Below are 26,047 nucleotides of genomic sequence, written 5' to 3'. Positions count from 1 at the left end.
ATGACACCAAAGCCCGTCATTCCTGATCCGGACGAGGACGCCGACGCGGTAGGCCCTCAAAGTATCTATGACGTGGACCCGCCCGAAGATGACGATCTGTGGTTTTTGCCCCCGGAAGATGAAGAGCCGGTCGATGATTTCCTGATCCCCGGCCCGAAAACTGATCAGCGGTTACTGTTCGATCCACGGGATTGGCGCGCGGCTCAGGCCGAACTTTCTTATGAATTGGCAGATCTGGCAGCTATCTTTGGCGCTTTGGACGAACGTTTGCGGGCGGGACCGGATGGATGGAGTCATCGTCTGGCCCTGATGGATGTGTCGGATCTGGGGTGGTGGACCGGGGATCGGATCAGTGTTGACAGGCTCGCCCTGTGGACTGGTCTGCGAATTGGGGCGACGGGAGATGACGTGCAAGCCCTATTCCGGGCGGGTTGGGCGGTACGACGGCTGACTTCGGGGCCGGGTCCGTCCGACGGCGGCTGGGAGGCCGGCCTGACTGCATTCTTGGATCGCATGGCGCAAGGGATTGAAGAGATTCCTGAGGCGGTGGCCGATCTGGCAGAAGTCATGAGAAACTCTGAAGGTCTGCACCCGGTGACGCAGGCCGCAATTGGATTTCATGCCTGGCGTGCGTTCTCTCCGGGGATCGGACAGGATACCGAGGCTGCGATCATCGCATCTCGCCATGCGGCTACGATGGGGCGGGGCGGCGCGATGTTCATGCCTCTCGCTCTGTCCGGACCAGGGGCATTGCGGGGCGCCGGAGAGGTGCAAGACAAGCTATCCGCATGGGTTCGCGGGGCAGGGCAGGTGGCCTTGGCGGCGCTGATGCATCTGGATCGGGTCAGTGCCTGGGAACAGCGCGCGCGTGAGGCAACTAGCGGGCTAAGCGGACGAACGCCACCTTTGTTGATCGATGTCCTGACCGCTTGGCCGATGGTCTCGGCACCGTTGGCCGAAGACCTGACGAAGGCCTCACGCGCAGCCGTGCAGCGCAATTTTGATCGGTTTACCCGGCGCGGTCTAATTCGCGAAGTAACAGGGCAGGGGCGTTATCGGGTCTGGACGGCCGCATTGTGATCCAACAACCAGTCGCGAAAGGCACGCGCCGGTGGGCGCAAGGCTTTTCGGGAAGGGTAGGCAAGATGATAGGCTTCTTGATCGTCAATCTGAAAACCCGGCAGGCATGGGACAAGACACGAAAGTTCCATAATCCGGTTTGACGCAGGCGCACGGGCTAGCGCGATGCCCCCTCCGCTAGCCGATAACTCGGCCGCCATCAAAGAGTTGTCGGCAAAGAAATACCGCGCTTGGCCGGTGGGTAGGCGCATGGTTTCAAACAGAAGCGGCCAGCTCGCGCGATGGGTTGAGACCTCGATCAATGGAAATTGAAACAGATCCTGAGGGTGGCTGATTTGCTCAGCAAGTACTGGTGGGGCTACGGGATAAAGGCGTTCGCGCATCAATAGATCGCCCTTGGCATTGAAGAGGGCGGGGTTGCCGAACACGATCTGCAGATCGGTGAACTGATTGGCAAAGTCCGAAACAAGATTACCGGTCGTCAGGGAAAGGTTGATCTGAGGGTTTGCTACCTGAAAACCTGGCAACCCGCTGGCCAGAACCCCATGAGCGTAAAGCAGAACAGATTGCACAAATAGGCGTTGTTCACGAGTTTCGCCGAACAGGCCGGTTGTTGCGGTCTCCAACATCAGTAGGGATTGCTGGACCGACGGCAGATAGGCGCGGCCGGCCTCAGTCAATGTCACCGCATGGGCATGGCGGTGAAACAATGGGGTTCCCAGCCGGGCTTCCAACGCCTTTACCTGTTGACTAACGGCTGCTGCCGACATGTTCAGTTGCACGGCTGCGCGCGCGAAACTTTCGGTCCGGGCGACCGATTCGAAAACGCGCAGCCAATTGAGTGACGGGATGCGGGATGACATGAAGACAGGCTAAGCTCAACTTATCCTCACGGGCAAGAGGTTACACGCTGAGCAGCCTTGATACTGGCTTATCCTGAGGTTGCAACCAGCCAGAGATAAACGCCATGTCACAACCTTCAACCACTCTGACCGACGCGCAAGCGGAACAATACTGGAAGGACGGATTTCTTTTTCCGCTGACGGTTTTTTCTCAAGACGAAGCTGCAGATATTCGTTTGGAACTAGAACAGCTTGAACAGGATTGGCTTACAGCGGACCTGCCTCTGCCGCTCAATACATACAAGCGGGTGAATGCCCATTTGGTGATCCCGCTGGCGGCAAAAATTGCGCTGGATCCGCGGGTGCTGGATTTGGTCGAAGGTGTGCTCGGCCCGGACATCATGATCTGGTCAGCCGAGTTTTTCATCAAAGAAGCCCACACCAAACATACGGTGGGGATGCATCAGGACCTGACCTATTGGGGCATGGGCGAAACGCCCGATCAGGTCACCGCGTGGATAGCGCTATCTCCGGCTACGGAAAAAAGCGGATGTATGGATTTTGTGCGCGCCAGCCACAAGAACCCGATCCTGCCACATAAGGACACCTATTCTGAAACCAACCTGCTGTCGCGGGGTCAAGAGATTGCGGTCGAGGTTGCAGACGAAGACAAAACCCATATTGAGTTGGCCCCAGGGCAAATGTCTTTACATCACGGTCTGACAATTCATGGGTCCGGTCCAAATCGATCGGATGACCGCAGGATTGGCCTGGCAATCCGTTATCTCAACCCCAATGCAAGACAGCTGGTCGCGGATCGAGATTATGCGCTGATGGCTCGTGGGCAGGACGGGCATTCAAATTTCGTGCACGTGGAGCCCCCAAGCCAGCTTTTTTCTGATCAAGCGCTGGCTCTTTACGAACAAGTGCGCCGCGATCAGAGCAAAGCTTTGGCAGAAGGAGCCCAGGTTGCGGTACCGCTGTATGGATCGACTTGATCGCATCGCCTAACCAGGAAATGAATTAGCTGCCAATCTCACCGCAGTCTTTTGCCTTGGGTTGCATTCCGCATCGCCTTAAGGTTTTGAGGTGACCACGATGCGCACAGTATTCCCTGGGAAGAAATAATGACGAAAAAAGCGTTGATTACCGGCATTACAGGGCAGGACGGCTCCTATCTGGCGGAATTTTTGTTGGAAAAGGGCTATGAGGTTCATGGGATCAAGCGCAGGGCGTCGTCGTTCAACACACAGCGTATCGATCATATCTACCAGGACCCGCATGATCCCAGTCCCAATTTGTACCTGCACTATGGTGATTTGAGCGATACGTCGAACCTGACGCGCGTCATTCAGGAGGTGCAGCCAGACGAGGTTTATAACCTCGGCGCCCAATCTCATGTCGCAGTCAGCTTTGAGGCGCCTGAATACACTGCGGATGTTGACGCCATTGGCACCTTGCGGTTGTTGGAAGCAATCCGCTTTCTGGGGCTGGAAAATAAAACACGTTTCTATCAGGCGTCCACGTCTGAGCTGTATGGTTTGGTTCAGGAAACGCCGCAGCGTGAGACGACTCCTTTTCACCCACGTTCACCTTATGCGGTGGCCAAGCTGTATTCCTATTGGATCACGGTGAACTATCGCGAAGCCTACGGCATGTATGCCTGTAACGGTATTTTGTTCAATCACGAAAGCCCGCGCCGAGGCGAAACCTTTGTGACCCGCAAGATTACGCGAGGACTAGCGAATATCGCGCAAGGGCTAGAGCAGTGTCTTTATATGGGCAATATCGACAGCTTGCGGGATTGGGGGCATGCGAAGGATTACGTGCGGATGCAGTGGCTGATGCTGCAGCAGGACAACCCGGAAGATTTCGTGATTGCCACAGGCAAACAGTATTCGGTGCGACAATTCATAGAATGGTCTGCAGCCGAGCTGGGTATTTCGCTAGAATTCACTGGCGAAGGCATTGAAGAAATTGCGACTGTCGCGTCAATTGAAGGTGACAATGCGCCTGCTCTCAAACCCGGTGACGTGGTTTTGCGCATTGACCCGAAGTACTTCCGCCCGGCTGAGGTCGAATCGCTGTTGGGTGATCCCTCGAAAGCTAAGACCAAACTGGGGTGGGAACCTAAGCTGACCGTGCAGGACATGTGCGCCGAGATGGTTCTAGAAGACCTAAATACCGCCAAACAGCATGCGCTGTTGAAAGAGCATGGTTATGAATTGCCTGTGAGCATGGAAAATGGCTGAGGAGCAGCGCCATGCGTAAAATCTATGTAGCAGGCCACCGCGGTATGGTTGGCGCCGCCATCTTGCGCCAGCTACAAAGCCGCCAGGCAGCGGGCGAAGCGCTTGAGTTGGTCACACAATCCCGTTCCGAACTGGATCTGACCAATCAGGTTGCTGTCCGAGATTTTATGCAGGCCGAGCGCCCAGATGTCGTCATTCTGGCCGCGGCCAAAGTGGGTGGCATCCACGCCAATAACACCTACCCAGCGGATTTTATTTACGACAATCTGATGATTGAATGTAACGTGATCCATCAGGCTTTCGCCGCTGGGGTAAAGCGCCTGCTACAACTGGGTAGCTCTTGCATCTATCCGCGTGCAGCCCCACAGCCGATGCGAGAAGATGCTTTATTGACGGGCGTGTTGGAACCGACAAATGAGCCCTACGCCGTGGCCAAAATCGCAGGGATCAAGCTGTGCGAAAGCTATAACCGGCAGTATGGTGTTGATTACCGTTCGGTCATGCCTACTAATCTGTATGGGCCGGGCGACAATTTTCACCCGGAAAACAGTCATGTGTTGCCCGCGCTGATCCGCCGGTTTCATGAGGCAAAGCGCGATGCGCTGGACGAGGTGAAAGTTTGGGGCACCGGCAAACCTCGTCGTGAGTTTCTGCATGTGGACGACATGGCCGAAGCGTCCCTTTATGTGCTCGATCTGCCGCGCAATGAGTATGAGGCAAATACCCAGCCGATGCTGAGCCACATCAATGTGGGTTGCGGCGAGGATATATCAATTGCGGACTTGGCAAAATTGGTTGCCAAAACAATCGGCTTCACCGGGAAAACTACTCAGGATGACAGCAAGCCCGATGGTACTATGCAGAAGCTAATGGATGTATCGCGGCTTTCCTCTATGGGGTGGCGCGCGCGCGTCCGACTGGAAGACGGTATCCGTGAAACCTATGCCTGGTTTTTGGATCAGGCGGCTTCGGATATTCGCGCCAAGTAACCGCCCGGGGCTAAGCCCGGGCAGTTTTTCGGTTCAGAACCAGCGGCCAATCGCCACTGCTGTTGGGGGCAGTGGTGTCGCATCGCTTGTAGTCGACAGTACCTTGAATGCCACTTGAGTTTCGGCCGGAGCCTCAAAGCCGATGAACCGCGCGCTGGCGCCGCCGCTGCCACTGACGGCAACGGCTGTGCTGGCGGCAAATGCCACTGGGAAATCCCAGACCGCCGCGTCGCTTGCAAATAACGCGCCTTCACTTGTGGTACAGCCTGTTGCGGGCAGTGTGACGGTGCAGATCTGCGTACCATCCGCGAAACGAATGTAATCGCCATTGGGAGTTGCACCGCGCTCCAACACAGCCCCAGTCGGTATCCCAATATTTTCCGAGACAGTTCCAACCAGATTGCCCGGACCATAGCCGTAGTCTGCCCGCATCAGGCGGCCGGGTGTGGTGTCGTCAGCGCTGGTCTGGACCGCCGCACCGCTCGCGGTGCCGCTCGCAGGGTCAATGCTCAGCGCGTTGGTCCATGTGCCGCCGTCCGGCGACACTTTGATGGTGAATCCGGTACTGCCAGTCAGACCCATCTCGGCATGTCCTGTCCAGTTGGATTGGAATAGCAAGGATGCAGTGTCGCTGGCGTCGGCTTTGTTGATTTTCAACTGATGCCCGCCACCATCATGGCTGAGTAATGTGGCGGGGGATCGTACCGATAGCCGGTTGGTGCTGTCATACCCTGTGGCGATTCCCACGCCATCCAAGTTTTCTGTCGCGACAGGGGGGGGCATCCAGCTATTACCGTCCCAGACCAGCAATTTCTCCTCACTTTCATCCCATGTGCGCCAACCAATACGGGGGAGTACAAAATGCCAGGCGTTATCCAGCCAGACGGCCAGCGAACCGGCGTGGCCGGCCCAATCCCCTGTTGGGGTGTTGCCCAAGGCGTGAATCTCTCCTTGATCCGGTGCGGCAGGCGGGATCGTGGCATTGATCGCAGCCACACTGAGTTGAGTAATAATATCAAGCTGCCGTAGGGCTTCATTGTGGGTGACGTGCTTTTGGGCCTGTGACGGTTGCAAATAGGGCAGGTTCAAACGGGGAGAATTCTGTGACACGGGCGTCCTCCTGTGGCTGTCGGTCTGACAATTGATTTGCGCGCCACATTGCCGTCCGGTGGATGAACCGCTGCTAACCGGGCCGAACGCCCCATAAAGCCCTTGCTAACGCTTCAGCGTCCACAACGAGTTTCGGCCGAGGCGAATTTCGCTTCGGCCGAACAAAAAACGTCAAATACTTTGGGCGGTTCGTTATTGCGCCGCCTGACCAGTTGCCACGATGTCGTGCAGGTATTGGCTCAGATCCTCACGCAGGTCGTCACGGGCCAGCGCGAAGGCGACCGTGGCCTGCAAAAAGCCAGCTTTTGAGCCACAATCGAAACGTTGGCCGTTGAACTTGTAGCCAAACACCGGCACGCCGTTGCCAATATCTTCGGCGATTGCATCGGTTAGCTGAATCTCGCCACCGCTGCCCTTTTTCTTTTGATTCAGATTGTAAAGCACCGACGGACCCAACACGTAGCGTCCGATCACGGCCAGATTTGAAGGCGCCTCATCGGGTTTTGGCTTCTCAACCATGCCGCGTGCGCGTACCACTGTCCCGATGTTGTCACCTACGTCCAGAACACCATACGAGCTGGTTTTGTCGGCAGGAACCTCCATGGCCGCAACCATGTTGCCGCCGGTTTCTTCATAGGCTTCTATCATTTGCTGAAGGCAGGGTTTGTCGGCTGCAATTACGTCATCGGGCAGCATAACTGCAAATGGTTCATCGCCGATCAGGCGACGTGCGCACCAGACAGCGTGACCCAGACCCAGCGCTTTGTGCTGGCGGATATAGGCGATTGCGCCGCTTTCCATGTTGGTCGAGTTCAGCGTTTCCAGAAGCTTGTCTTTGCCTTTGGCCTTAAGCTCCTGTTCCAGAACAAGGTTGTGGTCGAAGTAATCTTCAAGTGCCGATTTGCCGCGCGATGTGACAAAAATGAATTCAGTGATACCCGCAGCGCGCGCTTCGTCGATGGCGTATTGCACCAATGGTCGGTCAACCAGGGTCATTATCTCTTTTGGGACCGATTTCGTTGCTGGCAAAAAACGGGTGCCGAGCCCCGCAACGGGGAAGATCGCCTTTGTGACCTTACGTACCATTTGACCTCTCAAGTATCTAAACCAATATTCGACAGTCTGTGTAGGACGCGGACCTCTTAGGCTCAGCGGCCCGAACAATCAACGCGAACACAGCCCTACAACATATATTTGAAGATCGTGACATCCGTAATGGAAGAAGTCAAAATGATCGGGAGATTTCTGCCGACACATCGCGGGTTTTCGCCTTGCTTTGCCGTACAATCAAGCGCCGCTGCGGATATCGTTATTTTTCTGTTCTGTTTCGATATACTTTTTTCTTCAGCGATAGCCCCGGAGCCGGATTATGGCTCCGGGGCACATACATCAGGTGCTGGCCATAATTGCATCCAACGGGTCATGTTCGGCCACAAAATGATCGGGCTTTACCTCATTCAACTTTGGAACATACTCGTTTTCGCCAGCGGCTAACCGACTGGGAAGAAACCGAAGTGCGGCTTTGGGGTCCATAGGCGAGGGCAATTCCCCAGGCAGTTTCAAACGCTGTCGGCTGCGCTCAACATCCGGGTCCGGGATAGGCACGGCCGAGATCAGGGATTTGGTGTAGGGGTGGACCGGATTCGAGCAGATAACCTGCCCATCCCCCAGCTCGACGATGCGACCCAGATAAAGCACCATGATCCGGTTCGACACAGCGCGCACCACTGAAAGGTCATGGCTGATGAAGATCATGGAAAGTCCGAACTCTTGTTGCAACTCTCGCAACAATTCGACGATTTGAGCCTGAATAGACACGTCTAGGGCCGAAACGGCCTCATCACAGATAATAAGTTTGGGCTTATTGATCATTGCTCGCGCAATTCCGACTCGCTGGTTCTGCCCTCCAGACAATTCATGCGGATATCGGTTGATCATGTTGGCATTCAGACCGACCCTTTCCATCATCTCAGCAACAAGACCTTTTCGTTCGCGCTCGGTCAGATCAGGGCGATAGGTCTTCAGCGGCTCGGCGATAGAGGCCGAGATCGTCATTCGTGGATCAAGGCTGGCCAATGGGTCTTGGAATACGATCTGAAGGTCTTTGCGGTATTTGTTGAGTTCGGCGCGTCTGAGCCCGACAATCGGGTGACCCAGCCAACTGACATTGCCGCCGCTGGGCTCAATCAGTTGCAGAACGGCACGTGCCAGAGTGGACTTGCCGCATCCGGATTCACCGACGACGCCCAATGTCTCACCCTTGCGGATGTCAAAGCTGACGCCGTCGACGGCCTTCAGTGGCACCTTACGCCCAAACAACCCACCTGAAACATGGATCGGGAAGTGCACTTTCACGTCATTGACTTTAAGTAGGGGCTCATCAACCTTGTCCAAAGCTTTAGGGGCATCGCCGGCATCAATGCGTGGCATCGCTTCAAGCAGAGTGCGCGTATATTCGTGCTGCGGCGCGCGGAAGATTTCGCGAGTGTCACCGGCTTCGACAAATTGCCCCAAGCGCATGACCTGAATGCGGTCGCACATTCGTGCAACGACGCCCATATCATGGGTGATCAGGGCAATAGCTGTGCCTTCATCCTTCTGCAGGCGCACCATCAGGTCCAGAATGTCGGCCTGAACGGTCACGTCCAGCGCGGTGGTGGGTTCGTCCGCAATTAGCAGCTTGGGATTACACAACATCGACATTGCGATCATTACCCGCTGGCGCATTCCGCCGGACAACTCATGCGGATACTGATCCAGACGGCGCTTTGCTTCTGGGATACGCACACGCTCCAACCATTCCAGGCAGCGGGCACGCGCGGCGGAACCTTGCAGGCCTTCATGCACCTGCAGGACCTCGCGCATTTGCTGACCGATCCGCAAATGGGGAGTCAGAGCAGTCAGCGGATCCTGAAAGATCATGCCTACATCCGATCCGCGGATTTTGTTTAGTTTGCCCACAGGCAGGTTCAGGATTTCCTTGCCGTTCAACGTGGCTGATCCCAATGCCCGGCCAGCGGGCGGCAACAGCCCCATCGCGGCCATGAAGGTCTGGCTTTTGCCCGACCCGCTTTCGCCGACGATTCCAAGGCACTCGCCCGGATTGATGTCAAAACTGATACCTTTAACGGCCTCGACCACGCCATCGGGAGTGTCGAACTGGACGCTTAGGTCCTTTACGGAAAACAAGCTCATATCAGCGATCCTTCGGGTCCAGAGCGTCACGCAGACCATCTCCGATGAAGAACATCGTGATGATGATGGCGACATAGAAAGTCAGAGGGAACAGCAACTGCCACAGCGTCCCGTAACCCATCGTACCCGCTCCTTCAGCGATCAGACGCCCCAGCGAGGTATAAGGTTCCGAAATCCCCAACCCAAGGAATGAGATGAAGCTTTCGGTCAGGATCATTTCGGGCACCAAAAGCGAGGCATACACGATCACCACGCCCAGGAGATTGGGCAAAATGTGGCGATACATAATAGTGAACTCACTGACACCGGCGGCGCGCGCGGCCTCGATAAACTCGCGGTTTTTCAGGGTCAGGGTCTGGCCCCGGACAATCCGCGCCATTGTTAGCCAACCCACGGCACCAAGGGCTATGAAAAGCATGAAGAATGACCGCCCGGCCACAACAAGCAGCAGGATAATGACCAATGTAGCAGGGATTGCCAGCAGGATATCGACAAAGCGCATCATCACGCTATCGGTGCGACCGCCGATATAGCCAGCGGCGATGCCATAGCAGGTTCCGACTATAAGGGCGGTTGCCGCCCCGATTAGGCCGACCAATAACGATGTTGTTGTCGCCTGAATGACCCGGCTATAGAGATCACGGCCCAGATCATCGACACCGAAAAAGTGCCCGGTTTCGACCGAGGGCATCCCCATGCCGCGCACGTCGCCCATGACGTTCCAATCGATCTCTTCGTTGCTCCACACGGCGAAATATGGACCGATGATGGTAAACAGAACGATCAGACCAAGTATGAAGACACTGGCCATCGCGGCCTTGTTGCGGACGAACCGCATCCGTGCGTCTTGCCAGAGTGAGCGCCCCTGAATGACCGTGTAATCGGTGACATCTTCAGCCAGTTGGGCGGCTTTTTGTGATTTTCCAAGCATTGCCAGCCCCTTAGTAGCGGATTTTCGGATCGAACCAGGCATAGGCCAGGTCAGTCAGCAAGTTCACAACGACGGTCAGCGCGCCATATAGGATCGTGACTCCCAACAGCACGGCATAGTCCCGAGACAGAGCTGAACCCACATAGGCCTGCCCCAATCCCCCGGTCGAGAAATAGATGTCGACAAAAACCGAACCGGTTAGAACGTAGACAAAAACAGGCCCCAGATAGGACACTACGGGCAGAAGGGTTGGCTTCAGCGCATGACGCCAAATCACGGTTCTGGTTGGCAGACCCTTTGCGCGGGCGGTGCGGATGAAGTTCGAGTTCAGAACCTCAAGCATCGATGACCGTGTGATCCGCGCAATCGACCCCATATACGAAGTCGCCAGCGCGATCACGGGCATGATCAGATAGGGCCATTGCCCTCCATTCCAACCGCCGCCGGGCAGCCAGCCAAGCCAAAGTGTGAAAGTCAGGATCAGGATCGGGCCCATGATGAAGTTGGGCAGTGCCTGCGCCGCGATCCCCAAACCTACGGCGAAATAATCGATCCAGCTGTTGTGCTTGATTGCGGCGGCGATACCCAGGCCAACACCGACAGTAGTCGCAAGCAGGAATGACAGCGAGCCATATGTCAGCGAAATCGGGAAGCCCTGCGCGATGATGTCATTTACATCCCGATCCTTGAACTTGAAGGACGGGCCGAAATCGAAATGCACCACGATATTGTAGAGATAGTCCCACAATTGCTTCCACAACGGCTGATCCAGCCCATAGCGGGCCTCGATATTGGCCAGAACCGCAGGCGGCAGAGGGCGTTCGGACGTGAACGGCCCGCCGGGTGCAAAGTGCATCAGAAAGAAACTGGCGACGATCAGTAACAGGATCGTCGGAACGGCCGCCAGCAGGCGCCGGATGATATAGGCAAGCATTTCATGCCCCCGTTATTGGTTCTGCCCCGAAGAGAACTCCGGGGCAGAACGTGGTCTAAAGATGATTACTCGGCGCGCTTGTAGAGGTTTTTGGAATACCAGTTCTGCTCTACGTTATTGACCGGCCAGTTCCCGACGTCGCTGTCCATCATGTAGACGCCAGCATAGTGATAGATCGGAATAACGGGGGTCTCTTGTGCGATAATCCGTTCCACCTCGGTATACAGGGGCGCTGCGTCATCTGCAGTTTTGGCTTCCGCAAGCAGCTCATCAACCCGAGCGTTGTTGTACTTGCCGTCGTTATAGCCGGAATCCGACTGCAGCAGGTCCAGGAAGGTTGAGGCTTCGTTATAGTCGCCACACCACGCGCCACGTGCCAGATCAAAGTTCTGGTTGCCGCGCTCTTCCAGGAAGATCTTCCATTCCATGTTCGCCAACTGGGCGTCAACACCGAGCTTTTGCTTCCACATCTGGCTAAGTGCCACGGCGACCTTCTTGTGTGCCTCCGAGGTGTTGTAAACCATCTCAAAGCTCAGCGGGTTGTCCGGACCATAGCCTGCAGCGGCCAGCAGTTCCTTGGCCAGTTCGTCCCGCTCTTGCTGAGACATCGAGGCCATTTCTACTTCCGGCACGGTAAACCCGGCAGTGGCTTCCGGCGCGAACGTGTACGCTTGCGGCTGACCACCAGCCATGATGTTTTCCGTGATGATCTTACGATCTACGGCCAGCGATAGAGCCTGGCGCACGTTCGGGTCCTTGAATGCCTCGGGGCCGCCATCGGACAGGTTGAAGGTGTAATAATAGTTGCACAGGCGCGGGAAGCTTATGGCCTCCTCCGGGTGCTCTTTCTGCAGACGAGGGAACTGACCTGCAGGGACTTCGGTGCGATCCAGCTCACCGGCCAGATATCGGGTCAGCGCGACGTTTTCGTCGTTGATGACGAGTGCCACAACTTTTTCGATGATGGTGTTGTCGTTGTCCCAGTACATCTCGTTGCGCTCACGAACCGAACGTTCTTGCGGCAGGTGCTCGGTCAGGACGTAGGCACCGTTCGAGACGATGTTTTCAGGCTTGGTCCATGCATCGCCAAACTCTTCGATAACTTTCTGCGGGGCAGGGAACGTGGTCGAATGCGTGGTCATCTGCGCGAAATACGGCAGTGGCGCACTCAGTTTGACCTCAAGGGTCTTGTCGTCGATGGCGGTCACACCCAGTTCATCTACCGGCATATCGCCTGCAATGATTTCGGATGCGTTCTCGATCGACATCAGTTCCATGAACCACGCATAGGGCGAGGACAGGGCGGGATCGACAGCGCGTTTCCAAGCGAAAACAAAGTCACCTGCGGTCACTGGATCACCGTTCGACCATTTCGCATCGTCGCGTAATGTAAAGGTATAAACGTCTTTGGTGTCGTTGGTGGTATAACCCGTGGCTACACCGGGAACCAGATTACCGTCTTCGTCTTGGTTCATCAGACCTTCGAACAGGTCGCGGACGATTTCGGCGCCGGTTACATCTTCAACGACCTGCGGGTCAACCGAACTATGCTCGTCCAGAATACGGTAAATGAAGGTCTGGTCATCTGCCAATGCTTCACCGGTTTCCGGATGAGTCCCCGCGGCAAAGGCAGCGCCTGTGATCATGGTCGAGGTCAACAGCCCCGCCAAGGATGTTCGAATGTATTTGTTCATGTTGTTCTACTCCCATTTTAGGGCGCGGCACACGCACCCCATCAGGATGGCCGTTGACCATCATGTTAGTCCGACCTTGAGCAAGACCGGGACTGGTTCGATTTTTGCTTTTTCAGATCGCAATGAACACCGCGTCGCAGTCTTTTTGTATGCAGTCGGGAACGTATTTGCGAAAGTCGCCTTCCACTGGCGAAGAAGGTGGCACTATTTCCAAAAAGGATAAAGAGCAGCCTTAATTTTAGGCAACCACAGGTGGATTCTGAAATTTGCCCTTAGGTCACTCGAAATTTTATGATGAAACTTGAGGTGTTCTTGACATATTCGTGAAAGGTGTCACCAAAATTAACCTTTGGCCACACCAACCGAGGTGGTGAATTTAGGCGAATCGCTACCTAACCAGTTCAGCCTTCATGCTGGCCTCAGGGAAGCAGGTGGGGGGTCTTCCTGTCTGCTGTTGCCAACGTCCGATTGACCGGCGTGTTTTGAAGCCAGGCAGCCCGTCTGCCCCGCCGACATCGTGACCTTGCAGCTCCAATGCCCGTTGTATAGTGGCGATGTCTGAACGGTAAAGGTTCCCCACTTTGCCCCAGCTTCCTTTGAAGTCTCCCACACCGTATTGAATACGATCCCCTACATGGCCGACGAAAAGGGCATATAGATCGCTCTTGTTGTAATCCTTGAGGACGTAGAAATTCGGCGTGACAATGAATGCAGGGCCGTTGCGCCCTGCGGGCATCATCAGGTAGCCTTCGCCTTGCAATTCATGCTCAGGGAAGGGTCTGCCTGAGACCCGCGTAATCCCCATCGCCGCCCAGTCTCGGATGAGCTTGCCTCGGTCCGGGCCTTCCAATGCGCAAGAAACTTGGGCTGGAACGGTCACTTCGAACCCCCAATCGCGCCCCGTGACCCAGCCGTGTTCCCTAAGGAAGTTCCCAATTGATGCGATGGTATCCTCAGGCGAATTCCATATATCTGCGCGCCCGTCATCGTTGCCATCTGTGGCGTAGTTCAAAAAGTTTGAGGGCATAAATTGGGGTTGGCCCAAGGCGCCGGCCCAACTGCTTTTTAAAGCGCCGGGCGTTGCGTGTCCGGCTTCAGCAATTTGCAACGCGGCAATCAGTTCGCTTGTGAAATAGTCAGCACGGTTGCTCATGAAGCCTTTCGTAGCCAGTACCTGAAAAGCATTGTGGCGAATAGGTACCTGCCCATACCCACTTTCGCGCCCCCAAATGGCCAGAATGATACGTCCGGGCACCCCCGTTTCAGTTTCGACACGCGCCAGAATTTCCGAATGGCGGCGCGCCATTTGTCGACCTGTAGCCGTCGCACCTTGAACAGAGCCTGCGTTAAAGTAGCGTCCGGGGGATCCGAACTCTGCCTGTTTCTGCTGTTTGGGAACATTCGGAGGGCTGCCCGGGGGCACCAGGTCCGGCAGCTTCCAGTTGAGTGTAACCCCTTCAAAGGCCCGGCGCATAGTGCGCCGCGAAACTCCCTTGGCTTTGGCTTGCGGCCACACTGAATCCTCCAGCCAAGATTGAAATTGCCGCTCAACCGCGGCGCGATCCTGAGCGAATGAGGCTGTCGAAAAACAGCAAAGGCTGAAGGCAAAAACGATCCAACGCATCACAAAAAATTTCTCGCGCGCTGTAGAAATTAAGTCAACCTTGGCATTGGCTGTGAGTTGCGCAATCTTGCTGTTATGATTGTCCGGGGAATATGTAGGGCAATTGTTGGTTTCGGAAAAACCTTGAGAAAATTCGTGACTCTGCCGATAGTTGACCGAAAGCGTACGCGCACAAGGACGATTACAGGTGATTTCTTCCAAGCCCTTTTCCGTGTTACTTGCTGTGCTCATGGCGGCTGCGATTGCGCTCGTTTCGACACAAACGGCGGTTGCAAGTGACAGTTTTATGGACCCACAGGGTCCAATCGCGGCGGTCCAAAAAACCCATTTACTGCGGGCAACCGTTCTTATCCTGATTGCAGTGATACCGGTGCTGGTACTGGTGCCGTTGATTGCGTTTCGATACCGCCGCCGAAAAGAGGGCGGCGCTGCTTACCGCCCCAAATGGGACTTCTCCGCCCGGCTGGAATTTGTCATGTGGGGTGTGCCGGTTGTAATTGTGGCGTTGCTTTCCTTCTACCTGTGGAAAGCCACACATCGGCTGGATCCCTATGCGTCGACCTTCGGGGAAACGCCTGCGCTGAACGTGCAGGTCGTTGGGTTGGATTGGAAGTGGTTGTTCATTTACCCCGATCTTGGCATCGCCAGCGTCGGAGAGCTGGGTATTCCTGTCAAACAACAGGTTGCCATGACATTGACGACCGACACGGTCATGCAGTCTTTCATGATCCCGGCCTTAGCGGGGCAGATATACGCGATGCCGGGCATGACGACTCAATTGCATCTGGTCGCGGATAAGCCCGAGACGATGCAAGGTGAGAACACGCAATATAACGGTCGGGGTTTTGCCAAGCAAAAATTCCAAACACTTGCCATGCAACCCCAAGATTTCAGTGCCTGGACCGAGGAAGTGAGAACGAATGGTATTCCACTGAACGCTGACACCTACCGAACGCTCGCAATGCGTAGTGATCGGGACGAAGTTCAGGCCGCATTGGGGACAGCTCAGATGCCCGAAAACGCGTTGTATTTCACTTTGGAGGAAGGCGACTTGTTTCAGTCCATTCTGCATCGTTATCACGGCGGGCAACCACTATTGGCTGATCAGCAACCCGGCACTGCTGAATTCGGGCAGGAGGGTGGGCAATGACCGACACTGGTTTCTTTGGCCGCCTGAGTTGGGACTCCTTCCCAATTGCGAGTCTGATCGAAAACCCCAATGCAAATGCAATCGTGGCCAACGCTGCAGCGGGCATCGTGATTGTGGGTGTAATTGCAGTGGTCGGGCTGCTTACGTGGTTCCGCCTTTGGGCGCCGCTGTGGCGCAACTGGCTCACCAGCGCAGACCACAAGAAGATAGGCATCATGTATATCGTCTTTGCCATCGTCATGTTGGCTCGCGGCGTGCTGGAAGGTGTCGTCATGCGCGCCCAACAAGCAGCAGGGCCGGGCGATGGCTTTCTTGAGGCCGAACATTTCGCAGAGCTGTTCAGCACCCACGGCACGATAATGGTCTTTTTCGTGGCCGTTCCGTTTGTCTTCGGGATCGCGAACTTTCTAATCCCCTTGATGATCGGCGCGCGGGACGTGGCCTTTCCCGTGATGAATCAGATCAGCCTTGGCCTGACTGTATCGGCGGGGATGATGTTGATGGTGTCGTTGGTGGTGGGTCATTTCTCAACCGGCGGCTGGACCGCATACCCGCCTTACACTGGCGCGGCGTTCAACCCGGGGGTGGGGCCGGACTACTGGATCTGGGCAATTGTGGTCTCGGGCATCGGTACGACGCTGACCGGGATAAATTTTGCGGTAACTATTTACAAGCTGCGCGCGCCGGGCATGAAGTTCATGCGGTTGCCAATGTATTGCTGGACAATAATCAGCAGCTCGATCCTGATCGTCTTTGCCATGCCGCCGCTAGGTGTGGCTGCGCTGATGCTGGCGGCCGATAGATATCTGGGCTTCCACTTCTTTACGAACGATCTGGGCGGCAACATGATGAACTACGCCAACTTGTTTTGGTTGTTCGGTCACCCCGAGGTCTACCTGTTGGTCTTGCCCGCATACGGTATCTATTCTGAGATTTTTGCCACATTCTCAGCCAAGCGTCTCTATGGCTACAACTCACTGGTGATTGCTACGATGTGCATCGCGGTGCTGTCCTTCACCGTCTGGCTGCATCATTTCTTCACCATGGGCCAAAGCGCGCTGATAAATGCGGTGTTCGGTATTGCGACTATGATGATCGCGATACCTACCGGCGTGAAGGTCTATGATTGGATGGCCACTTTGTACCGTGGTCGCATCCGATTTTCCGTGCCGATGTTGTACGGCTTGGCTTTCTTGATGCTGTTTGTAATCGGTGGTCTGTCAGGTGTGATCCTCGCCAATCCTACGGTCGACTATCAGGTGCATAACACCCTGTTTCTAGTGGCGCATTTCCACAACGTCCTTTTGCCTGGAGTGCTATTCGGTCTGCTGGCCGGGTATAATTACTGGTTTCCCAAAGCTTTCGGCTTCCGCCTGAACGAATACTGGGGGCGCGTCACAGTTTTGCTGTGGACAATTGGGTTCATGCTGACTTTCCTGCCGCTTTATTTTGTTGGTCTCATGGGGATGCCGCGTCGATCGTTCAGTTGGGAAGACCCCAGTTTTCACCCCTATATGATTGTTGCGGCTGTGGGCGCGCTGGTGATCCTATTGGCTCTGCTTTCTGTCGTCGCCCAATTGTGGACCAGTATCCGTGACCGGGAAAAAACCCAAGTTCCGGTTGGTGATCCCTGGGATGCGCGCACGCTGGAATGGTCGATTCCGGCGCCGCCGCCCGCCTATAATTTTGCCGTTATTCCGCAGGTCACTGACCGGGATGACTTTGCCGCCGCGAAAGAACGGGGCGATGCGTATCCAAGGCCAGATAAATATGAAGACATCGTGATGCCGCGCAATACCGCCATTGGGTTCGTCCTTTGTGTGCTCAGCGGTGTCTGGATGTTTGCGCTTGTTTGGTGGATCTGGTGGCTGGCGGCGTTGACGACAGTGCTGATGTTGCTGGCCTTCATCCGCTGGACTTTCAGACTGGACACCGAAGAAACAATCCCAGCCGAGGAGGTTCGAAAGCAGCACGAGGCTTGGTTGGATTTGGTGCAAGACTCTACGCCTGTCGACCGTGACCACGAAATTGCGACGGATAATCGCGGCCTTGCCGGTCCAGATCTGGAGGCGATGACATGAAACGCGCGCCGACACATAGCTATCCGGGACTAAACCTCGGTCGAAGACACGCCGGTGCGGACAAGGCCAGCGAAGTCGTCACTTTCGGCTTCTGGGTCTTTTTGATGAGCGATCTGGTCTATTTCGGCCTGATGTTTGCCATTTACATCACCATGATTGACGCACAGGCAGGCGGGCCTGGGCCGCATGAACTGTTCGACCTCACAAGCATCTTCGCCCAGACTATGATTCTGCTCACCAGCAGCCTGACCGTGGGGTTGGCGATGCTGGCGCTGAAATACAACCTGCCGCGGTGGCGGATCGTTTTCTGGTTCTGCATGACGCTGGTGTTGGGCATCTGCTTTCTGGTGCTGGAGATGCGGGATTTCATGGCAATGGTCGAAAAGGGTGGCATTCCCCAGCGCAGTGGCTTTCTGTCGGCGTTCTACGGATTAGTACCGCTGCACGGATTGCATGTCGCGGCAGGGTGCCTATGGCTGATCGTGCTGGGCATTCAGCTGCGGGTTTTTGGCCTGACCGATCTGCTAATGTCACGCATGGTTCGGCTGGCGCTGTTCTGGCACTTCCTTGACCTGATCTGGATTGGCATCATCACAATCGTATATTTCGGAGGCCTGGCCTATGGATAAGCGCAGCGAGATGCACCGGCGCGAGCGCCGGCGGTATATCATTGGCTATGGTGGCTCATTGCTGCTGACAATCGCCGTATTCACGATTGCTTATAAATTCGGCATTGAAACCAAAGGGGTTTACCTTTCGATCGCATTGCTGGGGTTGGCGCAGTTGATCGTACAACTGGTTTACTTTCTCCATATCGACCGTCGTCGCAGCAGCCGCGAGGATCTGGATCTGGTTCTTTTTTCAACTCTTGTCTTGTTGATTATCATTCTCGGAACCGTTTGGATCATGGGAAATCTGGCGGTGCGGATGCACACCTATCCCATGTAGTGAATTGCATGAATGGCGTTATCCCCAAACCAAGAACGCCTGTGTTGAGGCGAGGGCGATTAGTCAAGTGGTCTGCGCCAAAGCGCTGTTCGCCGACTAACGTATCAGGAATAGACCCAGCCAAAGAGCGAACCAGCACAAGACCAGGCTCAGCAAGATATTTCCGGCGGCCAGGGTAATCGTACGCTCGCGCCGCAATTCTAGCGATTGATAGGCAAAACTGGAAAAGGTGGTGAAACCGCCGCAAAATCCGAAGACCAGCCTTCTTTCTTCTTCGCCTATTTCGACAGGTCCGCCCAGGTAACCGATCCAAAGGCCCAACAGCAGGCTGCCCAGAACATTCACAATCAGGGTCGCAAAGGGAAGGTCATGCCGAACCCGCAAAGCGATCCAGTGACGCAACACCGCCCCAAGACCACCACCAAGCCCAAACATGGCATGCAGGTGTAGCTCGCTCATCCCGACAATCCCCGCCCGTGAAACCGTCGCCCGATGACCTCTCCCAAAATAGCGGCGGCGATTCCGACGGCAATTTCCAGAGTTGCTGCCGAGATTGCGCTCCAGATATTCGACATTGCCATGCGCTCTAACTCGGCCACAAACGAAGAGAAGGTCGACAACCCACCGCAGAACCCGACCGCCCCAAGATGTAGAACATGAGCATGGACACGGTGCCTGACCGCATAGAGCCAGCCGAGGATGAAGCAAGCGATGATATTGATGCCAAACGTTGCCGTCAAAATTGGAGCGCCGGAAATTTGGACCGCGAACGCCTCTCGCAACAACGACCCAGCAGCGCCAGCCACAAAGACGGCGATAAACATGAGGGCAGCAGGTCGGGTCTGTGTCACGGCCAATCTTTCTGCCCAATTCCATCTGTATTTCGGCATACATTTTGCTAACCGAAGGTTCAACTGTGCCCCGGTCTAAGGCCGATTTCACAAATCATAATTGTCCTGTGATGTGTTGAGATAAAAGCTTGCAACCCAACGTCTAACTGATCAACGGTTGCCACAAGCCTGGTTCGGCCACACTTTAGGAGAGCACGAAATGATTGTACGCAGACTCTATTACTTCCTCAGTTATGTGTGTTTGCCGTTGGCCGTGCTGTTGGGCTTTTTCTGGCCTCCGGCCCATTGGCTTCTGGTTATCCTGATCCCATACGCGGTGATAGGATTGTACGATATGCTGACCACCAAGCATAACGTGCTGAACAATTACCCGGTTCTGGGTCATTTTCGGTACATGCTGGAATTCGTCAGCCCGGAAATCCGCCAGTATTTCGTTGAAACAAACGAAAGCGGACGTCCCTATAACCGCATCATTCGCAGTCTGGTCTATTCTCGCGCCAAGGGGCAGGTGGACACCCAAGCCTTTGGTACACAATACGACATTCAGACAGTTGGCTACCACAGGGCCAATCACTCGCTTGCGCCCAAACACGTAGAGGAAAGTGAGGAGCGCGTGATGTTGGGCGGTCCGCAATGCACTAAGCCCTACAATGCATCGCGCCTGAACGTTTCCGCCATGAGTTTTGGTGCCTTGAGCGCCAATGCGATCCGGGCGTTGAACGGTGGCGCCAAGGATGGTGGTTTTGCCCATAACACAGGCGAGGGCGGTCTTTCTCCGCACCATTTGGCAGAGGGCGGAGATATCATTTGGCAGATCGGCACCGGGTATTTTGGCTGTCGCACGCCCGAGGGTGGGTTTGACAAGGATTTGTTCGCCGAAAAGGCGCAAAAGGACGTTGTCAAGGCAATCGAAATCAAACTCTCGCAAGGTGCGAAACCATCCCATGGTGGGGTTTTGCCCGCGGCCAAAGTGGATGAGGAAATCGCCGAAATCCGCGGTGTGCCAGAGCATCAGGATGTCATCTCACCGCCTGTCCATTCGGCCTTTGATGGTCCGACCGGGCTCATGCATTTCGTCCAGCATTTGCGTGAGATGTCTGGCGGCAAGCCCATCGGTTTCAAGCTATGTATCGGGCGGCCCTCGGAATTCATGGCAATCTGCAAAGCCATGTTGGAAACTGGAATTCAACCCGATTTCATTACCATTGATGGTGCCGAAGGGGGTACCGGCGCGGCTCCGGTAGAATTCACCAACCGATTGGGTATGCCACTGAACGAGGCGCTGATCTTCGTCAACAACTGCCTTCGCGGAGTCGGCCTACGCGACGATATCCGGATTATTTGCTCGGGCAAAGTGGCGACAGGTTATGACATGGTCGAGAAGTTCGCCCTCGGTGCGGATATGTGCAATGCAGCGCGGGCGATGATGTTTGCGGTAGGTTGCATACAGGCACTGCATTGTAACACGAACCGCTGCCCGTCGGGTGTTGCAACGCAGGATCCGATCCGGGGGCGCGCTGTAAACGTGCCACAAAAGCGCAAGAGGGTGCATCGCTATCACGATGCCACTTTGGAAAGTTTCCGTGAACTTTTAGGTGCCATGGGCAAGGATAAGGTATCAGAGCTGCATCCGGGCGATATTCGCCGACGCCTTGCGGATGAGCGGGAGCGGTCATATGCGGACCTCTACACTTTTCTCGGCAAAGGTGTTTTGCTGACGGACCAGATACCAGATGAGTTCGCAACGGACTGGAAATTGGCGTCGGCGGATCATTTTTAACTTTTTGCCAATAACCGCCAAGGATTGACCTTTTCGATCCGTCATACCCATCGTGATGCGTATGACAACATCGGATGAGGATCTGGCCAAAGCCGCCGCGAAAGGGGACGCAGATGCGTTTGCGTCCCTATTGGCGCGACACTACGATCGGATTTTTCGTCTCGCCTTTCGCCTGTCGGGGCGGGCGGATCAGGCCGAAGACCTCACTCAGGATATCTGTGCTGTGTTGCCTGCCAAAATTGCTGGTTTCCGGGCGCAGGCCAAGTTCACAACATGGCTTTACCGGGTTGTTGTGAATGCGGCTGAGGATGCACGTCGTCGGCAGGCGAGCCACAGCCGTGCAGCATTGGGGTGGGGAGACGTGGAGCAAATGCGCAGGGCTGAGGCTGCGGAAACCGCCGAAGCTGTCGATTGGTTGCTAAGGGCCATGCGATCTTTGCCGCAAGAACTGCAAGATACGCTGGCCCTGACGCTGGAGGATGAGATGACCCATGCTCAAGCAGCGGAGGTTCTGGGCCTGTCCGAGGGTACCGTGTCATGGCGCATGTCTGATATCCGCAAACGCCTGAGAGCTTTGCGAGAGGAGGAGCTGACACAATGACAGATGACCTCAAAGCTCTGATGGATGCAGCGACGCCTGCCCCGAATGCGCGGCGTCGAGCGGAAAATCTGGAACAGGCGCAAAAAAATTTCCTACGCGCCCAAGGAACACGCTTTGGCAAGCGTCCGACTGACAAGCGTGGCCCGATGGTCCGCCTGACAGAAGGAGTGAAATCAATGCTGAATGTCCTCTCCCATCGCGGCGCTCTGACCGCGACAACCGCGATTGCAGCCGTGGCCTTGGTGATGGTCCTGCCGCAGGCTTGGAACCAGATTCAAAACCCGACTTTCCTGCCGAATGAAAAGCGTGTTGAACCGCAGGTCAAAACGCCTGTGGTGGATCGGGAAAGTGTGCTTTCACATGGCGTACCCCAAGGTGCTGTTCCCGAACCGCTTATTGAAGCGCCTGTGATTGTTGAAGAAAGCGCTGTGGGGTCATCAGTGCGACCGGTCACTAGAACGCGCTCTTTTGGTTCCGAGGCCGATAGCAGCACAGAGTTAGGAATAGCCGGTGGAGACTTGAATGATGCGGCGCCGTCAATTGCCCCGGCTCCGCTGCCATCGGACCTGAGTATTGTGTCGGAAGCAAATACCGAAGCTTTTGCCAATGCCGAAATTAACCCATTGAAAGTCACTGGCGAAGACCCGGTGTCGACCTTCTCAATTGATGTCGATACGGCGTCTTATTCGATTATCCGGTCCTCACTGATGCGTGGGCATTTGCCAGCCAAGGACGCAGTGCGGGTTGAAGAGATGGTGAACTACTTTCCCTACAAATATCCCGCGCCCGAGGGCGACAGACCGTTCCGCCCGGCAATAGCCGTAACACCGACGCCGTGGAACGATGGCACACAACTGGTCCATATCGGAATTCAGGGCGCGTTGCCCGAGATCGAAGGCCGCCCGCCGCTGAATCTTGTCTTTCTGATCGACACGTCCGGATCAATGCAGAATGCGGACAAGCTGCCGCTGCTCAAGCAATCCTTCCGCCTGTTGTTGTCAGAGCTGCGACCGGAAGATCAGGTCTCAATTGTCACTTACGCAGGTAGTGCCGGGCAGGTTCTGGAACCGACTGCAGCGTCAGAGCGAAGCAAGATCCTGACAGCGTTAGATCGGTTGGAGGCCGGTGGCTCCACAGCTGGACAGGCCGGGTTGCAGCAAGCTTATCAAGTGGCGGAAAGCATGGCCTTAGAGGGTGAAGTCAATCGTGTGATCCTTGCCACCGATGGCGATTTCAACGTTGGTCTTTCGGACCCCGAGGCCCTTAAGGAATTCATTGCCGTTAAACGCGACAGTGGCACGTTCCTCAGCGTTCTGGGCTTTGGTCGGGGCAATCTGGACGATGCAACCATGCAAGCGCTGGCGCAGAATGGAAACGGGCAGGCGGCCTATATCGATACACTGGGTGAGGCGCGCAAAGTGCTGGTTGATCAGCTGACCGGCGCGCTGTTTCCTATTGCCAACGACGTCAAGATACAGGTGGAATTCAATCCGGCCCAGATCGCTGAATATCGCCTGATCGGGTATGAAACCCGTGCCCTGCGGCGTGAGGATTTTTCGAATGACAAGGTGGATGCAGGCGATATCGGCGCGGGTCATTCGGTGACAGCTATCTACGAAGTTACCCCGGTTGGATCGGACGCTATCCGCAATGGTCCGCTGCGTTATGCGGAACAGGTGGTATCAGTAGGCACAAATGAGATAGGATATTTCAAACTTCGCTACAAATTACCCGGCACAAAAGAGAGCCAGCTAATTGAAGAACCGATCCGTCAGGGGCAAGGACAGATGACTACGGATGTGCAGTTCTCTTACGCGATTGCCGGGTTCGGACAGTTGCTGCGCGGCGGGGATTATTTGGGGTCTTGGTCCTATGAGGACGCCATTGCGCTGGCCAATTCAGCAAAAGGAGAGGACCCGTTTGGATATCGTGCCGAAGCTGTCACACTGATGCGGCTGGCCGAAACACTTGCTAAATAAAGCGGGGGCGCCGTTATGTGATAACGCCCTTACCCATGTCAAAACTGTCTAGGGTTATTTGCGGCATGGGTATTTATTTTCCGCACACTCCATTCCACTGCATCCCGCATGGTTTTCCCCAAGGCATCGTCGAACGCCTTGACCAGGTCCGGGGTTTGATCACTGTCAGCGATCATGTATTCGCGAAAAGAATCCGAAGCGATGATCTTGTCCTCGAATTCGTCGATGATTTTGATGTTCATGCGCACTTCGACCCGGATGGTTTGCGACCCATCTGGGTTGGTGATCACCAGCCCCTGAAATTCGCGCAGATCTGGCACGATGACATAGTCCGCCCTCAAACCCACAGTCGAGCGGCCAACGGCTGCGACTTTGCCGCTGTTCTCATAGCTTTCAACCAGCAGGGCCTGAACGATCAACGGCGCTCGGTCCACCCACCGGGCACGGGGCAGGTACTGGACCTGCAGCGGCGTAGGTTGGACTGCAATCTGGTCGGTGTTGACCGCCGCAGTGGCTGTGGGTTCCTGCACCACGATTTGTTTTTGAATACGCGGCAACGACGTTGAAAACGTGCTTTTTGGTGTCAGCAAGTAGAGGTCATTCGGCTGCGAGGCCTGCCGCAACGTCCCCAGACCCGTGCAGCCACCCAGCGACACGAGTGTAAGCGCCAAAATGAAAGGCCTGATCATTGGCGAAACTCCGATGCTTGGGTTCCAAGTAAGAAACGTGCAGGGTCGCGCTCAACCTTGTCCACCAACCGATCGAGGCTGATGACGAGACGTTGCGACTCTTCTATGAAGCGTGTGAATTGCGGTAAGCCGACCCGCAGGAAGTTTGACAGTTGGCGCCGGTTGTCCTGAACGATCCCGTCGATGGTGCCGAGAAGATCCGAGGCAGATTGCGACGCGCTGAGGATATCGGCTGAGATATCATCCAGTCGTTCGGTAACATTTTTCACCGTGCTCGCCACCTCGTTCGCGGCGGTGCTGATGTCTTCCATCACCGCGCCGACATCGTCGTTAATAACCTTATTGGCTGAGTCAAAAGCGCGTTCCGCCGAGGCGAGTGTGCCCTGCGCTGTTTCCATCGCACCGTTGATCGATCCAAGCGTTTCATTGGCATTAACGAAGGTTTCGGAAATCGTCGCCAGTGAGACTTCGGCCTCATCCGTCAAGCCATTCAGGTTTTCGGCCAGGGTCGAGGCCTGGTCGATGAAGGGTTTCACATCGTCTTGAATCACGCGATCAGCGTTCTCGATGGCCGTTTTGGCGCTGTCTAAGGTGGCCGTGGCAGATTCAGATGCCGTCTTCACGCTCTTCAACGTGTCCGTGCCTGTGTTCAGCGTCGTTTCGGCAGAAGCGACCAGCGTATCCAGTCCGTCCGTGAAGTCTCCAATTTTCTTGGCTGCTCCACCAAGATCCGCAGACAGGTTTTCGAAATCAGACAATGTCTTGTCCAACCGGCCCGATGCCGAAGCTAGGTTTTCCAGAATGTCGCTGACGGATTTACGGTTCTTGTCATCGACCACCGCATTGAGGTTCTCCAGCAGCGTGACCGCCTCATCCAGTACTTTCGGTGCCCCTTCAAAAAGCGATTGTATTGCACTGCGCTTGCTTTTGATCACGCTGTTTTGCGGCAACCTTTGGCCGCTTGAGGACCCACCGGTCAATTCAACGTAGCTCACTCCCGTCACGCCAAGGGACTGTAATTGCGCTATTGTATCTTCAGTTACGGGGATTTCTGCATCGACCTCTAGTTTCACCCGCACCTTGGACGGATCGTTATCGTCCAGCGTCAATGAAATAACCTGTCCGACCGGCAAACCATTAAAACTGACACCACCGGCAGCGGACAGCCCCGAGACATTGTCGAAAAGTACGTCGTAATAGGCGTATTGCCGCGATATCTCGAACTTCGCCAGCCACAGGAAAAATCCGAACGCCCCAAGGATACCCGCAAGAGTAAAAGCGCCAATCAGGATATAGTTCGCTCGGGTTTCCATGGCC

General features: G+C 55.4%; 23 protein-coding genes. 11 read left to right on the top strand and 12 right to left on the bottom strand.

What is annotated here, in order from left to right:
- Positions 1-1,080 (top strand): helix-turn-helix domain-containing protein, encoded by a 1,080-nt coding sequence (locus ACR0D7_RS16330; RefSeq protein ID WP_480679969.1) that lies wholly within the window; start codon positions 1-3, stop codon positions 1,078-1,080.
- Here the strand turns inward: ACR0D7_RS16330 and ACR0D7_RS16325 are convergent.
- Positions 1,053-1,943: a LysR family transcriptional regulator gene (locus ACR0D7_RS16325; RefSeq protein WP_480679968.1), complete on the bottom strand. Its 891-nt coding sequence runs from the start codon at positions 1,941-1,943 to the stop codon at positions 1,053-1,055. The genes ACR0D7_RS16330 and ACR0D7_RS16325 overlap by 28 nt on opposite strands.
- A 104-nt stretch (positions 1,944-2,047) precedes the next feature.
- Between ACR0D7_RS16325 and ACR0D7_RS16320 the strand changes: the two genes are divergently transcribed.
- From ACR0D7_RS16320 to fcl, 3 genes are all read left to right on the top strand, one after another.
- A complete protein-coding gene (locus ACR0D7_RS16320) occupies positions 2,048-2,920 on the top strand; it encodes a phytanoyl-CoA dioxygenase family protein (RefSeq protein WP_480679967.1) in 873 nt (290 codons plus the stop codon).
- Between the two features lie 129 nt (positions 2,921-3,049).
- A complete protein-coding gene (gmd, locus tag ACR0D7_RS16315) occupies positions 3,050-4,174 on the top strand; it encodes a GDP-mannose 4,6-dehydratase (RefSeq protein ID WP_480679966.1) in 1,125 nt (374 codons plus the stop codon).
- A gap of 11 nt (positions 4,175-4,185) precedes the next feature.
- Positions 4,186-5,163: a GDP-L-fucose synthase gene (gene fcl, locus ACR0D7_RS16310; protein WP_480679965.1), complete on the top strand. Its 978-nt coding sequence runs from the start codon at positions 4,186-4,188 to the stop codon at positions 5,161-5,163.
- Positions 5,164-5,196: 33 nt separating this feature from the next.
- Here fcl and ACR0D7_RS16305 read toward each other — a convergent pair whose 3' ends face one another.
- The 7 genes from ACR0D7_RS16305 to ACR0D7_RS16275 form a co-directional block, all read right to left on the bottom strand.
- A complete protein-coding gene (locus ACR0D7_RS16305) occupies positions 5,197-6,273 on the bottom strand; it encodes a DUF2793 domain-containing protein (RefSeq protein WP_480679964.1) in 1,077 nt (358 codons plus the stop codon).
- A 192-nt stretch (positions 6,274-6,465) separates the two neighbouring features.
- Entirely contained in the window at positions 6,466-7,359 is an 894-nt protein-coding gene (gene galU / locus ACR0D7_RS16300) for a UTP--glucose-1-phosphate uridylyltransferase GalU (protein WP_480679963.1), read from the bottom strand.
- 303 nt (positions 7,360-7,662) lie between these two features.
- Positions 7,663-9,468, bottom strand: a complete 1,806-nt coding sequence (locus ACR0D7_RS16295) for an ABC transporter ATP-binding protein (protein WP_480679962.1) — start codon at positions 9,466-9,468, stop codon at positions 7,663-7,665.
- A gap of 1 nt (position 9,469) precedes the next feature.
- Complete coding sequence (locus ACR0D7_RS16290; RefSeq protein ID WP_170574446.1) at positions 9,470-10,399, bottom strand: ABC transporter permease subunit; 930 nt, start codon at positions 10,397-10,399, stop codon at positions 9,470-9,472.
- 10 nt (positions 10,400-10,409) lie between these two features.
- The gene (gene oppB, locus ACR0D7_RS16285; protein WP_170384393.1) at positions 10,410-11,333 is read right to left on the bottom strand and encodes an oligopeptide ABC transporter permease OppB; all 924 of its coding nucleotides are present in this window, start codon (positions 11,331-11,333) and stop codon (positions 10,410-10,412) included.
- Between the two features lie 65 nt (positions 11,334-11,398).
- Positions 11,399-13,027 carry a peptide ABC transporter substrate-binding protein gene (locus ACR0D7_RS16280; RefSeq protein WP_480679961.1) on the bottom strand — a complete coding sequence of 543 codons (1,629 nt, stop codon included), beginning with the start codon at positions 13,025-13,027 and terminating at the stop codon, positions 11,399-11,401.
- A 388-nt stretch (positions 13,028-13,415) separates the two neighbouring features.
- Positions 13,416-14,651 carry a lytic murein transglycosylase gene (locus ACR0D7_RS16275; RefSeq protein ID WP_480679994.1) on the bottom strand — a complete coding sequence of 412 codons (1,236 nt, stop codon included), beginning with the start codon at positions 14,649-14,651 and terminating at the stop codon, positions 13,416-13,418.
- 286 nt (positions 14,652-14,937) lie between these two features.
- On the opposite strand from ACR0D7_RS16275, the gene ACR0D7_RS16270 reads away from it, so the two are divergent.
- Genes ACR0D7_RS16270 through ACR0D7_RS16255 form a run of 4 tightly spaced genes read left to right on the top strand, consistent with a single transcriptional unit; the run spans position 14,938 to position 18,830 of the window.
- Positions 14,938-15,801, top strand: a complete 864-nt coding sequence (locus ACR0D7_RS16270) for a cytochrome ubiquinol oxidase subunit II (protein ID WP_480679960.1) — start codon at positions 14,938-14,940, stop codon at positions 15,799-15,801.
- A complete protein-coding gene (locus ACR0D7_RS16265; protein ID WP_480679959.1) occupies positions 15,798-17,882 on the top strand; it encodes a cbb3-type cytochrome c oxidase subunit I in 2,085 nt (694 codons plus the stop codon). Before ACR0D7_RS16270 ends, ACR0D7_RS16265 begins: the two co-directional genes overlap by 4 nt.
- Complete coding sequence (locus ACR0D7_RS16260; protein ID WP_480679958.1) at positions 17,879-18,511, top strand: cytochrome c oxidase subunit 3; 633 nt, start codon at positions 17,879-17,881, stop codon at positions 18,509-18,511. Before ACR0D7_RS16265 ends, ACR0D7_RS16260 begins: the two co-directional genes overlap by 4 nt.
- Positions 18,504-18,830 (top strand): cytochrome o ubiquinol oxidase subunit IV, encoded by a 327-nt coding sequence (locus ACR0D7_RS16255; protein WP_170384404.1) that lies wholly within the window; start codon positions 18,504-18,506, stop codon positions 18,828-18,830. The genes ACR0D7_RS16260 and ACR0D7_RS16255 overlap by 8 nt, the downstream gene beginning before the upstream one ends.
- A gap of 96 nt (positions 18,831-18,926) precedes the next feature.
- On the opposite strand, the gene crcB is transcribed toward ACR0D7_RS16255, so the two are convergent.
- Together crcB and ACR0D7_RS16245 are read right to left on the bottom strand one after the other, a co-directional pair.
- The gene (crcB, locus tag ACR0D7_RS16250) at positions 18,927-19,289 is read right to left on the bottom strand and encodes a fluoride efflux transporter CrcB (RefSeq protein WP_480679957.1); all 363 of its coding nucleotides are present in this window, start codon (positions 19,287-19,289) and stop codon (positions 18,927-18,929) included.
- On the bottom strand, positions 19,286-19,681 hold the full coding sequence (locus tag ACR0D7_RS16245) for a fluoride efflux transporter FluC (RefSeq protein ID WP_480679956.1): 396 nt from the start codon (positions 19,679-19,681) through the stop codon (positions 19,286-19,288). The genes crcB and ACR0D7_RS16245 overlap by 4 nt, the downstream gene beginning before the upstream one ends.
- 199 nt (positions 19,682-19,880) lie before the next feature.
- Between ACR0D7_RS16245 and ACR0D7_RS16240 the strand changes: the two genes are divergently transcribed.
- The 3 genes from ACR0D7_RS16240 to ACR0D7_RS16230 all read left to right on the top strand — a co-directional run bounded on the left by ACR0D7_RS16240 (position 19,881) and on the right by ACR0D7_RS16230 (position 24,041).
- Positions 19,881-21,461, top strand: a complete 1,581-nt coding sequence (locus tag ACR0D7_RS16240) for an FMN-binding glutamate synthase family protein (protein ID WP_480679955.1) — start codon at positions 19,881-19,883, stop codon at positions 21,459-21,461.
- 61 nt (positions 21,462-21,522) lie between these two features.
- Positions 21,523-22,062, top strand: coding sequence for an RNA polymerase sigma factor (locus tag ACR0D7_RS16235; protein ID WP_480679954.1), 540 nt, complete (start codon positions 21,523-21,525; stop codon positions 22,060-22,062).
- On the top strand, positions 22,059-24,041 hold the full coding sequence (locus tag ACR0D7_RS16230) for a vWA domain-containing protein (RefSeq protein ID WP_480679953.1): 1,983 nt from the start codon (positions 22,059-22,061) through the stop codon (positions 24,039-24,041). Before ACR0D7_RS16235 ends, ACR0D7_RS16230 begins: the two co-directional genes overlap by 4 nt.
- A 38-nt stretch (positions 24,042-24,079) precedes the next feature.
- On the opposite strand, the gene ACR0D7_RS16225 is transcribed toward ACR0D7_RS16230, so the two are convergent.
- Both ACR0D7_RS16225 and ACR0D7_RS16220 read right to left on the bottom strand, forming a co-directional pair.
- Positions 24,080-24,730: an ABC-type transport auxiliary lipoprotein family protein gene (locus ACR0D7_RS16225; RefSeq protein WP_480679952.1), complete on the bottom strand. Its 651-nt coding sequence runs from the start codon at positions 24,728-24,730 to the stop codon at positions 24,080-24,082.
- Positions 24,727-26,043: an MlaD family protein gene (locus tag ACR0D7_RS16220; protein ID WP_480679951.1), complete on the bottom strand. Its 1,317-nt coding sequence runs from the start codon at positions 26,041-26,043 to the stop codon at positions 24,727-24,729. Before ACR0D7_RS16220 ends, ACR0D7_RS16225 begins: the two co-directional genes overlap by 4 nt.
- Positions 26,044-26,047 lie beyond the last annotated feature (4 nt).

The sequence above is a fragment of the Ruegeria sp. BB7 genome (assembly GCF_056539365.1).
The sequence above is the reverse complement of the archived record's forward strand: the minus strand, read 5'-3'. Positions and strand labels throughout refer to the sequence as shown.

Bases quoted from the DNA above. Each gene is read 5' to 3' on its own strand.
- ACR0D7_RS16225 (WP_480679952.1), bottom strand. From the start codon at position 24,730: ATGATCAGGCCTTTCATTTTGGCGCTTACACTCGTGTCGCTGGGTGGC.
- ACR0D7_RS16260 (WP_480679958.1), top strand. From the start codon at position 17,879: ATGAAACGCGCGCCGACACATAGCTATCCGGGACTAAACCTCGGTCGA.
- ACR0D7_RS16220 (WP_480679951.1), bottom strand. From the start codon at position 26,043: ATGGAAACCCGAGCGAACTATATCCTGATTGGCGCTTTTACTCTTGCG.
- oppB (WP_170384393.1), bottom strand. From the start codon at position 11,333: ATGCTTGCCTATATCATCCGGCGCCTGCTGGCGGCCGTTCCGACGATC.
- ACR0D7_RS16280 (WP_480679961.1), bottom strand. From the start codon at position 13,027: ATGAACAAATACATTCGAACATCCTTGGCGGGGCTGTTGACCTCGACC.
- ACR0D7_RS16270 (WP_480679960.1), top strand. From the start codon at position 14,938: ATGGACCCACAGGGTCCAATCGCGGCGGTCCAAAAAACCCATTTACTG.
- gmd (WP_480679966.1), top strand. From the start codon at position 3,050: ATGACGAAAAAAGCGTTGATTACCGGCATTACAGGGCAGGACGGCTCC.
- galU (WP_480679963.1), bottom strand. From the start codon at position 7,359: ATGGTACGTAAGGTCACAAAGGCGATCTTCCCCGTTGCGGGGCTCGGC.
- ACR0D7_RS16275 (WP_480679994.1), bottom strand. From the start codon at position 14,651: ATGCGTTGGATCGTTTTTGCCTTCAGCCTTTGCTGTTTTTCGACAGCC.
- ACR0D7_RS16290 (WP_170574446.1), bottom strand. From the start codon at position 10,399: ATGCTTGGAAAATCACAAAAAGCCGCCCAACTGGCTGAAGATGTCACC.
- ACR0D7_RS16235 (WP_480679954.1), top strand. From the start codon at position 21,523: ATGACAACATCGGATGAGGATCTGGCCAAAGCCGCCGCGAAAGGGGAC.
- ACR0D7_RS16240 (WP_480679955.1), top strand. From the start codon at position 19,881: ATGATTGTACGCAGACTCTATTACTTCCTCAGTTATGTGTGTTTGCCG.
- fcl (WP_480679965.1), top strand. From the start codon at position 4,186: ATGCGTAAAATCTATGTAGCAGGCCACCGCGGTATGGTTGGCGCCGCC.
- ACR0D7_RS16255 (WP_170384404.1), top strand. From the start codon at position 18,504: ATGGATAAGCGCAGCGAGATGCACCGGCGCGAGCGCCGGCGGTATATC.
- ACR0D7_RS16295 (WP_480679962.1), bottom strand. From the start codon at position 9,468: ATGAGCTTGTTTTCCGTAAAGGACCTAAGCGTCCAGTTCGACACTCCC.
- ACR0D7_RS16320 (WP_480679967.1), top strand. From the start codon at position 2,048: ATGTCACAACCTTCAACCACTCTGACCGACGCGCAAGCGGAACAATAC.
- ACR0D7_RS16330 (WP_480679969.1), top strand. From the start codon at position 1: ATGACACCAAAGCCCGTCATTCCTGATCCGGACGAGGACGCCGACGCG.
- ACR0D7_RS16230 (WP_480679953.1), top strand. From the start codon at position 22,059: ATGACAGATGACCTCAAAGCTCTGATGGATGCAGCGACGCCTGCCCCG.
- crcB (WP_480679957.1), bottom strand. From the start codon at position 19,289: ATGAGCGAGCTACACCTGCATGCCATGTTTGGGCTTGGTGGTGGTCTT.
- ACR0D7_RS16265 (WP_480679959.1), top strand. From the start codon at position 15,798: ATGACCGACACTGGTTTCTTTGGCCGCCTGAGTTGGGACTCCTTCCCA.
- ACR0D7_RS16325 (WP_480679968.1), bottom strand. From the start codon at position 1,943: ATGTCATCCCGCATCCCGTCACTCAATTGGCTGCGCGTTTTCGAATCG.